7 protein-coding genes are annotated in these 13,075 nt (G+C 62.1%); 3 read left to right on the top strand and 4 right to left on the bottom strand.

All coding sequences use genetic code 11. The features are described 5' to 3' along the window. Position 1 precedes the first annotated feature (1 nt). Positions 2 to 2,977 carry a helix-turn-helix transcriptional regulator gene (locus tag GV035_RS26160; RefSeq protein ID WP_159838546.1) on the bottom strand — a complete coding sequence of 992 codons (2,976 nt, stop codon included), beginning with the start codon at positions 2,975 to 2,977 and terminating at the stop codon, positions 2 to 4. A 326-nt stretch (positions 2,978 to 3,303) separates the two neighbouring features. On the opposite strand from GV035_RS26160, the gene GV035_RS26155 reads away from it, so the two are divergent. After that, entirely contained in the window at positions 3,304 to 5,751 is a 2,448-nt protein-coding gene (locus tag GV035_RS26155; RefSeq protein WP_159838544.1) for a glycoside hydrolase family 15 protein, read from the top strand. 555 nt (positions 5,752 to 6,306) lie between these two features. On the opposite strand, the gene GV035_RS26150 is transcribed toward GV035_RS26155, so the two are convergent. The 3 genes from GV035_RS26150 to GV035_RS26140 all read right to left on the bottom strand — a co-directional run bounded on the left by GV035_RS26150 (position 6,307) and on the right by GV035_RS26140 (position 9,461). Beyond that, positions 6,307 to 7,476, bottom strand: a complete 1,170-nt coding sequence (locus GV035_RS26150) for an IS91 family transposase (RefSeq protein ID WP_159838542.1) — start codon at positions 7,474 to 7,476, stop codon at positions 6,307 to 6,309. Between the two features lie 21 nt (positions 7,477 to 7,497). Beyond that, positions 7,498 to 8,373, bottom strand: a complete 876-nt coding sequence (locus GV035_RS26145) for a tyrosine-type recombinase/integrase (RefSeq protein ID WP_159838540.1) — start codon at positions 8,371 to 8,373, stop codon at positions 7,498 to 7,500. A gap of 518 nt (positions 8,374 to 8,891) precedes the next feature. Continuing rightward, the gene (locus GV035_RS26140) at positions 8,892 to 9,461 is read right to left on the bottom strand and encodes a hypothetical protein (protein ID WP_159838538.1); all 570 of its coding nucleotides are present in this window, start codon (positions 9,459 to 9,461) and stop codon (positions 8,892 to 8,894) included. A gap of 877 nt (positions 9,462 to 10,338) precedes the next feature. Here GV035_RS26140 and GV035_RS26135 point away from each other — a divergent pair. Next, positions 10,339 to 10,833 (top strand): hypothetical protein, encoded by a 495-nt coding sequence (locus GV035_RS26135; protein ID WP_236572845.1) that lies wholly within the window; start codon positions 10,339 to 10,341, stop codon positions 10,831 to 10,833. A 1,017-nt stretch (positions 10,834 to 11,850) separates the two neighbouring features. Next, positions 11,851 to 13,075, top strand: a 1,225-nt coding sequence (locus GV035_RS26130; protein ID WP_159838536.1) for a UbiA family prenyltransferase, incomplete at its 3' end; no start/stop codon positions are given.

Raw genomic sequence — 13,075 nt, 5'->3', positions numbered from 1 at the left:
GTCAAGCGTCGAGGAGCCCGGCGTGGCTCGCGAACGCGGCGGCTTCGGTGCGATTGGCGGAGTACGTTTTGTCGAGGATGCTGCGGATATGATTTGCAACGGTGTTCGAACTGATTTCGAGCACACGCCCGATGTCCCGGTTGTTTCGCCCGATTGCCACGAGACGCAGCACTTCGACCTCGCGCTTCGTGAGCCCGCACGGATAAGCCGGTTCCGCGCTGGACGCATCGATGGCCGCGCGCAGCGTCTCGACGCGCGCGACGAGCGTTGACATGCCGAGCGCCCGCGCGTCGGCGAGTGCCCCCTCGATCAATTGATTGGCGCGCGGCCGGTCCTCCGCTGCGCCGCGCGCGTGAAGCATGCGCGCATATCGGTAGCGGTCGTGCGCGAGCCAGACTCGCGCGCCTGTCCGCTCGTCGATATCCATTGCCCTCATGAAATGCTGCTCGGCCACTTCCCAGCGCCTGTCCACGGTCGCGAGCATACCGAGCAGACGGTCGGCGGCGCCGAGGCACGGTCCGCCTATGTCGAGCAGCAAGGTCGCGCCCTCGTACGGCTGCAACACGCGATACAACGCCGCGGCGCGCGACGCGTCCTCCAGGTAGACGCACACTTCCGCCGCGAAGCACGCTCGCGTGAGTGAGTCCGCGTTCGCCGGACATTCGGTCATGCTCTGGAGTTGCAGTGCATCGAATTCGGCACGCGCTTCGGCGCGCATGTCGAGTTCCGCGTAGATGAGCGCGATCCCTGGGCGCCACAGCGATGCAGTGGTGCTTTTGCGAAGCATCAGTTGCATGGCCGGGAGCACTTCGCCCAGGCGGCCCTGTTCTCGCCGGATGCAGAACATCTGCATGCCGAATGCCGTCGCGGCCGCTTGCTGCGCGACGCGCTCACCCATCGCGAGTGCTTGCTGCGCCTCGCACTCGGCGCGGTCGAATGTGCCCTCATTGATCGACAGAAGCGTTTCGAAACAGAGCACGACCGCCTGGTGATAAAGCGAATTCACGTCGCGAGACACTCGCCGGTCCGCGTCAAGCGCGGCGCGCAACTTGACGATGTCGCCCACGCGGAACAGGTCGCAGAGGCGATACGCCATGAGGTCGGCAAGCGTCCATCTGAGCTCGCTCGACGCTTGTGCGATCGACCATGCCTCATTGCCTGCGGCAAGCCGCTCGTCCAGCAGAGCCGGCCAGTAGCCGGCGGACGTGATAGCCGTTAGCGCAAGGTATAGCCCCCGCGCATCGCCAAGCTCGCGCGCGAGCGCGACGCAAACCTGCCACGTGCGCTGCGCTTCCTCGGCGAGATTGCAGTACACATAGGCGCGGCTTAGACACGCGAGCAACTCGACGCGCATCGCGTCATTGCCCTCGTGCGCCTCGATAGCCTGAATGAGCAGCGCGACGGAGGCTTCGCCCGAACGTGCAGTGCGGAAATTAGCCTGCTCGAAGCCGATCGCGGCTCGCACGAAAGCGGCGGTCAAGCCATTGTCCCTCGCCACTTCCGCTGCTTCGAGAAACGCCGCACGGCTGGGCTCAGGCGCGCCCACGTCCGCCTCGGCGCGGCCGAGCGTCAGAAGCAGGTCGCATCGCAGAGACGCATCGTGACCGAAATGCGCGGCTTGCAGCGAGAGCGCAAGACGACAGAGCCGGGATGCCTCCTCGAACGCGAATGACCGCCCGGCCTGCTCGGCGGCTTCTCGCGCGTAGTGGAGCGCCTTCGCAACATCGGCATGGCGGCCCGCCTGCGCGAAGTGATGCGCCAGTTGCGCGAGCCGCGGTGCCCGGTTGCCGCGCTCACGCGTTTCGAGCCACTCTGCAATCGCGCCGTGCAGCCGTTCGCGGCGGGCGGCGAGAAGGTCTTCGTAGAGCATGTCGCGGATCAGTACGTGACTAAAGCGCAATACGCCCCTTTCCGCTGTCGTCTCGAGCAAACTCGCCTGAAGCGCCGCTTCGAGGCTCGCCAGAACCCTCTCTTCCTCTCCCTTCGGCTCGAGCGCCATCAGCAGTTCGATGTCGAACGTTCGGCCGATACAGGAGGCGATCGGGAGCAAACGCCGCGCGTGTTCCGGCAAATGCCGGACGCGCTTCGCGATCACGTGACGGACGCCTTCAGGGATGACCGTGAGCAGCACCGACTCGTCGCACGCCACGACGCCCGAGCGCGCTCGATCTTCGATCAGATAGCGCACCGTCTCCTGCAGAAAGAGCGGGTTGCCTTCGGTGCGCACATGAAGCGCCTGCGCGAGCGACGCGTTCGGCACCGCGCCGCTCGCGGCGAGAAAGAAGAGCCCGGATTCGCGGCAGTCAAGGCCCCTCAGATGCAGGCACCGGAAACCGGGCGTGCGGACGAGATCGGCGAACGTGTCGTTGAGGGGATGGTCGCCGGCGACCTCGGTATCGCGGTAAGTGGCGAGCACCATGACCGCCACGTGCGCGAGCTGCGCCGAGAAGAACGACAGCAGCCGGATCGATGTGGGGTCGGCGCAATGAAGGTCGTCGAATACGAGCAGCACAGGTTCCTCGGTTGCTGCGCGCTGCCAGAAACGCGTGATTGCGTCAAACAACGCAAAACGTGCCTGCGCGGTATCGACGTCGCAGGTCGATAAGTCGTTTGCCACATGCGGGGACAAGGCTTCGGGAATCGCGGCACCGATGATCGCGTGATCCGCTGCGCTCGCGTCGTCGACGACGCATGGCACCTTGTTGCGAGACGCGGAGCGAAACAGTTGCCGCCAAGGCCAGTATGCCGGCGCCCCGGGCTCTTCCGGGCAGCGGGCCCAATGCACGGTGAAACGCTGGTCTGCCGCCGTCGCGACGATCTGGCGCGCGAGCCTCGACTTGCCGATGCCCGCGCTGCCGGCCACGAGCATGACGCCGCCATGCCCGTCGGCGGCCTTGACAAGCGACGCCTTCGCCAGCCGTAATTCGTGGTCACGGCCAATGAAGAAGTCAGACGTGCCGTTGGTCGTTGAGTCCATGTGCAGTAGCGGAAGCCCTGGGCGTGCGGCGGGGGCGCCGGCGCACGCCTGTCTAGTCGGTTATATGCAACGCGCGCCAGGCCATCAAGCGTCGATGCAGATTCCGGTCCGTCCCGGGCTCCGGTCGCGCCCGCCCCGCCGGAGTAATCCGAATAGCGGAGTTACGTCAGCGGACACATACATGAGACGCCACCGCCCGTTTTGTGAAGCGACGTTCTTTGCTTCGTCTACTATCATTGAGCGTATTCGAGCCCGGTTCACCATGCGTCAGCCGGCGCCCAGCAAGCTGATGTGCTCCGTACCCGAAAAACGTACAGGGAAAGACCATGGCGAATCTGCTCGAATCGAATGTGGCGCCGGGCGCACCTGGCATTGCCCAACCCTGGAGCCGCGCGGATAAGGACGCCGTAGGGACAGCCTACTCTCTGTCAAGCCAGGTCTGGTACACCTCATCCGGCGGCATTCTCACGGAAATCTACTTCCCGGACGTCGACACGCCTCAGGTGCGCGACTTCCAGTTCATCATTACCGACGGCGCGACCTTCTATCACGACGCGCAGAAAGACTTCGACCACCAATGTGAATGGCCCGACGCGCCTGCCCTGTTCTTCCGAATCACCTCTCGCGCGAAAGACCAGCCCTACGTCATCGTGCAGGAGGTGATTGCCGAGAAGGGTTCGCCTTGCGTGTTGGTTCGCGCGACACTGCAAGGTGATCAGGCATTCCTCGACAAGCTGCACGTCTACGCGTTGCTGGCACCTCACATGGGCGGGTATGGCGCTGGCAACATCGCGCACCGAGCCAGCACCGCGACCGGCGATCGCCTCGTGGCTACACGCGGCAACTACTGGCTGGCGCTGGGCGCCGACTGCGGCTTCGGTCAGATGAGTTGCGGCTTCGTGGGCGTGAACGACGGCTGGACCGACATCATCGCCAACCGGCGCTTGCCTGTCTGGAATTACGACGCAGCCAAGGACGGCTACGTCGCGCTTACCGCAGAGATCGATCGCGCAGGAAAGAATCAATTCGTCGTGGCACTCGCGTTCTGCGTCGACGAGCCGACCGACATTACCGCGAGCACGCCCAATAAGGCGCTGATCGCTGTATCCGAGGCACTGGCCTACCCGTTTGACGGCCCGGCGAACGCATACAATCACCGTGCCGAATTCCTCAGAGGCTGGAACGACGCGGTCGACGCACCGTTCGAGCCGAAGGCGGGCGTGACGGGCGACAGCGACGCGCTCTTCAACCTGAGCCGCAACGTTTTACTTGCACATGAAGACAAGACGGCCAACGGCGCGCTGGTGGCTTCGCTGAGCATCCCGTGGGGCGAGATAGTGCGGGATCTGGCTGCCGGCTACCACATGGTCTGGCCGCGTGATATGTGCCAAAGTGCGCTCGCCTTGCTTGCCGCCGGCGCGCAAGATCCGCCGCTTCGCGGACTCATGTTCCTCGCTGCGTCGCAATCGAAAGATGGCAGCTTCCCGCAGAAGTTTTTCATCGACGGGAACCCGTGGCTGCCCGATGCGAAGCAGCTCGACGAATACTCGTTTCCGATTATCCTCGCCTACCACTTGCGTCAGGCGAATTTGCTGGGCCAGTTCGATCCCGCCGGGATGGTGCTGGCCGCGGCCGGCGCGTTGATCGCAAACGGCCCCATGACCGCGCAGGAGCGTTGGGAAGAACAGGAAGGCTATTCTCCTTCCACACTCGCCACGAACATTGCAGCATTGGTCTGCGCGGCGCAATGGGCGGATGCCGCGACGGCTCAATTCCTTCTCGAGTACGCGGACTTCCTGGAAGCGCATCTTGAGCGATGGTGCGTTACCACGCAAGGCACGCTGGTTCCAGGCATCACGCAGCACTACATTCGGATCTTGCCGGCGCACAACAATGGCGCCTACATTTTCCCAGAAGATCCAGACACCGCCGCCATACAAATGCGCGGCTACAGCGGCCAAGCTAACACCGTCGTCGATGCAGGATTCCTCGAACTGGTGCGCTATGGCGTTCGCGCCGCGAATGACCCAATCATCGTCGACTCGGTCAAGGTAGTCGATGCCGTCATAAGCAAAACGCTGCCGCAAGGCCCGGCTTTCTATCGGTACAACAACGACCATTACGGCCAGGGGAATGACGGCCAAGCCTGGTACGACGGCGCGCCTTTCGGGCTGGGTCGCCCCTGGCCGCTGCTCTCCGGGGAGCGCGGTCACTATGAACTCGCCGCCGGTGGCGATGCCACGATCTACCTACGTGCGCTCGAGGGCTTCGCGGGACCGCGCAGGCTGCTCCCCGAGCAAGTCTGGGATAGGCCGGATCTGGCGAACACGAGCTTCGTGCCCGGCGGTCCGACCGGCTCCGCCATGCCGTTGGCGTGGGCGCATGCCGAGTACATCAAGCTTGTCCGCTCCGTCTCGGACGGTCGCGTTTTCGACCGCCTCGATGTCGTGGCTGAGCGTTACCAGCCTCAGCCCGGGCAGCCACCACGGGTTCGCAGCGATATCGAAGTCTGGAACTTCAACCGTCCGCTGCCCGCAATTCTGGCGAGAACGCGACTCCGAATTCTCTGGAACGCGCCCTTCAGACTGCGCTGGTCGACCGACGACTGGGCAACGTGGCAGGACACCGAAGCCGCGTCAACGAAGATCGGCATTTACTACGTCGATCCCGCCGTGCAGGGTGTTCTCGCCGGATCATCGATTGCATTTACCTTCTTCTGGACGTCGAGTCAGACGTGGGAGGGGCGCAATTATTCGGTCGCGACGACTCCTTGATGTGCCGTTCAGTGAGCGGACACCTGACTGTGAAGGCGCGACACCCGCGACTCAACCACCTGCATCACCGCGCTGTTCTAGCCCACCCCATCCAACGTTCGCAATAGAGTGACATCAGCAGCTTTTGCCTTTCGGGCGCTCCGCGCACCCAGAAAACTTTGGTTATTCGCAGATTTCCGGGGAATCGTTCGCGATAGCCTTTGTCCGTTTAGGTTTATTCGATGCCTGCCATCGGCCGCAGGCATGTGAATGCTTCCGCGCGTGCCGGCAGGCGTCGAATAAACCCGATGGAGGAAACCGCGGAGTGCTCCGGTGTGATCGGAACTCACCGCTATGGCGATTGATAGGTCAGGATGCTCAGCGATGTCGGATGCGCTGCGGACAGGCGGGATATTGGACGGGCGCTGATGCCATAGCAAGGCGGTGCTGTCGTGCAATCACGATGGTGAAGCAGACGCGGGAGGCGCTTTGCGAAGCGCCAGGCGCAACCGTCCGCTCGTAAGCCGCGTTGCCGCAAAGCCGACGGTCGGTTCAGGTATCGGGGAACCGTTGTGCTCATGTTTGCCCCCGGCACATCGGCGGTGCGCGGATCGGGGCGCTCCGCGCGAGGATGTCGATGACGATCATCGGTGCGCCACAGTGCCGGCAGATGAAGACGGGCCGGGTCTCGATGACGGTGTCGTGCGGTGACGGGCGGAGCTCAGGCGTGACGTGCAGCAGATCGCGCACCTTCGCGAGATTGGCGCGGCGCACCGGGTTGGCGAGTAGTCCGTAGTGCCGGATTCGATGGAAGCCACCCGGCAGCACGTGGAGCAGGAAGCGGCGCATGAATTCGCCGGCCTCCAACGTCATAGTCTTGTATCGGGTGCGTCCCTTCGCCCGGTAATCCTTCCAGCGGAACGTCACGCCACGCTCATCGAAGGCGATCAGGCGCTGGTTTGAGACGGCGACGCGGTGCGTATAGCGTGAGAGGTACTCGAGCACCGCCTTCGGTCCGGCGAACGGGCGCTTGGCGTAGACCACCCATTCACAGCTACGCAGCGGCGCAAGCCACCGGGCAAAGGTGGTGGAATCAGCGAGCCCGGTGTACTCGCCGAAGAACTGCAGCTGGCCATGCCGGTGGGCCACTTCGAGCGCTTCGAGGAAGCGCCGGCGGAACAGGCGTGAGAGCACGCGCACGGGCAGGAAGAAGCCGGGCCGGCACGCAATCCAGCGCTCACCGTCAGGCGACAGTCCGCCACCGGGGACGATGCCGTGCACATGCGGGTGATGCGTGAGTGCCGATCCCCAGCTGTGCAGCACAAGCGTGGCGCCGATCTGGGCGCCCAGATGCCTGGGATCCTCGGCGATCGTGCGCAGCGTGTCGGCGGCGATGTCGAACAGCAGCCCGTAGATGACCCGCTTGTTATACCAGGCGATCGCGCTGATTGGCGCGGGCAGCGTGAAGACGACGTGGAAGTACTCGACGGGCAGCAGATCGGCCTGGCGCGCCTCGAGCCAGCGGTGTGCGGCGCTGGCCTGGCACTTCGGGCAATGCCGGTCACGACAGGAGTTGAAGGACACTTCTGTCTTTGCACAGCCTAAACAGCGCAGCACATGTCCGCCCAGTGCCGCTGTGCGGCACCGTTCGATGGCCGACATGACCTTCAGCTGCCCCAGGCTCAGGCGTGTCTTGGCTCGCCACGCTGGCCCGTGGCTGCGGAAGATGTCCGCAACCTCCAGCATGAGGTGTTACAGCGCTCGGGCCTACTCGGAGGGCAGACGGTCCAGCGGACTGGTGACCTCGTGTAGCAGATCGGTGGCTACCTGGACGTAGAGCGCGGTGTTCTCGAGCTTCGCATGGCCGAGCAGCACCTGGATCACACGAATATCGACCTTCTGTTCGAGCAGGTGGGTGGCGAAGCTGTGACGCAGGGTATGCATGGATACGCGCTTGTCGATGTTCGCGGCCTCGGCGGCGGCATGAATGGCGCGGTTCAGTTGCCGCGTGCTCAGCTGATCGAGCGGATCGAGCCCGGGAAACAGCCACCCACCATCAAGCATCTTGCCCTGTGTACGGGCCACGCGCCACCACACACGCAGGCGCTCGAGCAGCACCGGCGAGAGCATTGCGTAGCGGTCACGGCGGCCCTTACCCTGCTCGATACGCAATGTCATGCGTTCGCTGTCGACGTCGGTGACCTTCAGCGCTACCACTTCGCTGGCGCGTAGCCCCGCGCCGTACGCCACCGACAGCGCGGTCTGGTGCTTCAGGTTACCGGCGGCCTCGATGAGCCGCCGCACTTCGTCGGGGCTGAGCACGATGGGCAATACGCGGGGCACGCGCACGGGTTGCATCCTGACCATCAGCTCGGGCCGGTCGAGCGTGACTGTGAAGAAGAACTTCAGGCCGGTGATCGCGTGGTTCAGCGACACGGCCGATGTGCCGTGGTCGACCAGATAGAGCTGGTAGCGCCGCAGGTCCTCGACGGTGGCCGTGTCAGGTGAGCGCCCGAGAAAACGGGCGAACTCACGCACGATGTGCAGGTAGATGTCCTGGGTCTTGGGGGCAAGCTGGCGCATGCGCATGTCGTCAATCATGCGCTGGCGCAGCGGACTGACGTTTGACTGTGAGGAGGTCATGATTCGGCTCCTGCTGGAGAACGAGGCGGATTGCCTCATTCACCAACATACGGAACCACGATGCCGGCCTCTCCCTGCCCACCGAAGTCTGACCGTAGCCCCTACCGCGCGAGCGGTTTAGTCCACCGGCCAGCAAGGGACATTCGCGCGTAGAGCGGGACGGACATTCAACGGTCTCCTACCGCAGTCGTAGCGGTGATATGCTGCGCGCCGTATTCCACAGGACATGAATTTCCCCCCGGTTCGTGCAGTATGTGCTGCGAGGCCACGCCATCTTTCCGCTCCTGAGCGCGCGGCTCGCACTGTCACGTGGCAGCTTCGGTTTCCCTCCGTTGATTGCAGGCAATCGATGTCTTCTGTCCAATTCGTGCGCATCCGAAGCCTGCTAATTGCACAACGCTTAAGGCTTATCCCTAATGTTCTCCGGGAAGCAGGGTAAGCCCTTTCATCAGCTTCGCGGCGGCGCCATCATTTGGTCGCATGAAAAGAGACGCAGGCCTAACTCCATCAGGCGTCGACTAGCGGAAGCCAAAGAAGCCAACCTTTTTGCCTTCGAAGCTTTCCTGCACGCCTTGCTCGCAGCTTGGCGGACACGATACTTTGCCGTCCGCACTCGACCCTCCTGCGGTCACCGCCCTGTAGACGACCGATTCGACAAGCGTGCCTTCGGCAGCGACTACGATGTTCAGGTCCGTCTCAACTCCCGCCGGAACGGCTCCTCCTGCTTCATAGACGATATGCATAGTGCCCGTGCAATCAGGGTTCACCGCGTAGGTGCCGCTCTGGACGGGGTCAAACGTCGTCTTCCCGCCTTTGGGTAATCCGCCGATCATCCCAAAGTCGGTGCGCGAAAAGTGACCCATTCCATCGAATGTGACGAGGGCTACATCATCGAGGATCGATGGCGCGGCATACGGATGCAACTGTCCGTCGGCGCCTATCAGTCCGAGAATTTCTCCATGCCCGATGAAGCTGAAGGGTCCCCTCAGTGTTTCGGTCGAACAATGGCCGCCGGCTTGCGCGGTATCGTTCAGTGCGAAGAGTAGAACGACTACTGCCGACGCGATGCTTAAACGCTTCGTGTTCATGGTCGTCTCCTTACTATCGAATCAGATGCGCGACATACGTTGAATGTCACGTCGGGCCGGCACCCGGTGAGGCGCGCATCGGATTCAGGACCGCAACGACAAGGCTCATACGGACGTTGCCTGCCGTGGCGTTGCGAAGAGATTTAGAGAAGTAATGGCCGTCGAGTCGCCGCATGTTCTGTAGTGGTCGGCGATAAACCGAAGTGCGGCCTGCGTTGAGCTGGGGCTCGTCCCGCCGGGCAGTGGATTGATCCCGGCGTTGACAGACGCGCGTGGGTAGGTCGCACGAACGTCCGCCAATTTGTGACTTTGTGGGTCGGCTATGCATCAAGGGCGCATAGTACACCTTAGTGTAATTCACGAGTTCTCCGGATTCCAGGTGACTGCGCCGTTGACCATCTCGTATGGCGCCGTGATGGTTGCCACAGGTTGCGGGCCCGACCTGGAAGTGGGACAGCAGTCGCATAGGGAGCTTCGGCACACGGGCAGTTGCAGCCATTCATGGGTCACAGCGACCGTTCATGCGAATGGCCGCTTTGGACCGGAATCCGTAAATAAGCGGAGCGTCGACACCGCCTGAGCAAGTTCGCAGCCCCGCAAGTTGCTTAAGAACATCACATCGTCTATTTTCTGAAAGCAGGACGTAGGCCGTACGCAATCTCCGTTTGTGTGACGAAAACGCGTGCGTACGTTTTCCGCGATTAGTCAAGTGAGCTTGTTTCGAACGGCGCGACGTATAGCCCCTCCCTTAGAGTCATAAAACAGTAGTGGCGAAGTACTCTGATCCATCCGGTCATACGTGAAGGGCAGACCATTACCAGCGTCGTCACAAAGCACTCGGGATCGCAAAATGAATGCAACAACTGCGAGGTGCAAGATGACTACTCTCCGCCGTCGGTGCTTGTTTCTCAGGGTGGCTGCGCCAATGCTTGCAATATGCACGGTTCAGGCGCAGACGATACCGAAGCAGGGATCGATCGACGCAACATTCACGGCCTTCTGGCGCGACATTAAAGAGGCGGGCGTGGGATCGGATGAGTCTGTTTACCTTACTGAAGCAGCGATGATTTTCACGTCTAACAACAAGAATCCGTTGATGCACAACGTAACGGCACAGTGCATTGAATCTGGATTTAGCGCCGGTCCAGCGAACGGATACTGTGTGTTCACCGACAAGGACGGTGACAACTTCGTAGAGTCGTTTAATCACGCCGCTGGTGCGACGTCAGGGAAAGCAGTAATGCTGTTCGGAACGGGTAAATACAAAGGAATCAGAGGGGATTCCGACTGGCAGCAAGTCTCAAAACTACCTGGGGACAAGGGCGCTTATAATTTCGTGGGAAAGACCACTGGTAGCTACCGCATCGAATGAGAGGTCGCCAAGATCACCTCGACTCTCTATTCCCGCAAACTGTTAAGCTGATGGCGTTAGCGGGCAGGTGCCGAGAACCAGTGCGGAGCGCTTGTCAGCCTGCAGCATCGGACAAGCCTACTAACGATACTTTGGCGGCCGCTCCTCACCGAGTAATGGCCGTTGGCTTGTTTCTATAGCGAATTCCGCCTCGGGTCGGGCGGCGGTTTGAGCCACGGCCGCCGCGCATGCACGTGGACGAATTGCGATCTTCGGCAGCCGGCCACTTGCAGCCACTGGCTGGCGCTCTCAGATGGACGTTCGAATGTCGGCTAGGCGTCCGGTTGCCGCCGGTGAAGTTCGGCTGCGCAGCGCGCGGGCTGCACGTCGCGCGCAGCCGCTGCGGCGCTCGCGATTTTTCATCTGCGCAATGCCGCAATGCTGCCGCTTTGCGCCTCGGCGGTGGTCGGCGCATTAGGGGGCTCCGAGCCCTCTCCCGCCCGGACCAAGATGATCGCTCAACTCGTCATGGTTTTCCGTGGCCTATTTTGCAAACCGCCTCATCCAGCAATTAGCCATTGGGCGTGATGCTAATCACTTTTTTCGGCTGCCGCTGGGAGGGAGGCGCCGCAGTGTCCGCTTTCGCCGCGGCGGCGGCTGCACGGCACGGAAGACCAAATGTCGGACAGGTGGCCGTCATGAGTGCGGGTTTCGGTGCTGCGCCGAGTCCCGCGCTCGGGCTATGTGCTCGCTCAGCATTTCGGCTACGCGAGCGCCCCTCTAGCAGTGAGCGTTGTTTCGGCAGGATCGGTCGTGCTCTTGCTGGTCCCCAGCGAGGCGCTTAAAAATTCGTTTCGTCTGCGAAAGCAAGTTATCCCAACAATCCGCAGAGCGGCGAGAACGAATACAAACTCTGACGGCCGCGCGACACAGTGCACTAGCGCACAGAGACAGAGAAACAGTGCTCGGTATTCTGTAACCCATACGTTCGGCGGCACTCGCCCTATTCTGACGAAGAATGATCGCAACGAGGAAATCATGGCCGAAGCTAGCGTTCCGCTGTGCGTCGATCTGGATGGCACGCTGACCGCCACCGATCTACTTGTCGAATCGTTCCTCGTGCTCGTCAAGAAGAATCCGGTCTATATCCTTCACTGTTTCGTTTGGTTATTGCGCGGCAAGGCGTATCTGAAAGCGCAGATCGCAGGGCGCGTCGCCATCGACGTGTCGGTGCTACCGTATAACGCGCGTTTCGTCGAATATCTGCGGGAGCAGCGTCTGTCCGGCCGCGACCTTTACCTCTGCACCGCGTCGAACAAACAGTTCGCAGAACAGATCGCTACGCACTTCGGCATCTTCAAGGGCGTGCTCGCGAGCGATCACGCGCACAACCTCGCAGGCCGTTACAAGGCCGGCGCGTTGACGAAGGAATTCGGCGCGCAAGGATTCGATTACTGCGGCAACGCGCTCGCCGATGTGCCTGTCTGGAAGCAGTCGCGGCAGGCGATCGTCGTCGGCAACCGGCACATCGCGGCGGCGGCGGAGAAGGTGAACAAGACGATCGTTTTCTTTGAAGAAAAACGTTCGCTCGTTCGCCTGACACTTAAGGAAATGCGCGTTTATCAGTGGGTTAAAAACCTGCTGATCTTCGTGCCGCTCCTCGCGTCGCACCGTTTCACCGATCCGGCGCTGCTGCTCGCCGAAACGCTCGCGTTCTTCTCGTTCAGCTTCTGCGCCTCGGCGGTGTATCTGCTGAACGACATGCTGGATCTCGACTCGGACCGTCGTCACGCGAAAAAGCGCAACCGGCCGTTCGCGTCCGGCCAACTGCCGCTGACCTTCGGCATGGCGCTTACGTTGACGCTGCTTGTCGCATCCACCGCGCTCGCCGCGCAACTAGCGCCCAACTTCCAGCTCGTGCTCGGCGGCTACTTCATCGTGACGCTGGCGTACTCGTTCAAGCTCAAGCGCCTGATGCTGGTGGATGTCTTCACGCTCGCCGCGCTTTATACGTCGCGCGTAGTCGCAGGCGGCGCGGCGGCCGATATCCTGCTGTCGGACTGGCTCATCATGTTCTCGGTGCTCATCTTTCTGAGCCTCGCGATGGTCAAGCGTTACACCGAACTCGACGCCCTTCTGCGCGACGGAAAAGTGTCGGCGGCCGGGCGCGGCTACGTCACGCAGGATCTAGGCATTCTGCGCTCGTTCGGCACGGCCTCGGGCTATGTCGCCGTGCTGGTGCTTGCGCTGTATCTGAACTCGT

Origin of the sequence: Burkholderia sp. 8Y, from assembly GCF_902506145.1 — a bacterium.
Taxonomy (GTDB): domain Bacteria; phylum Pseudomonadota; class Gammaproteobacteria; order Burkholderiales; family Burkholderiaceae; genus Caballeronia.
This window is presented reverse-complemented; position numbering and strand designations above follow the sequence as displayed.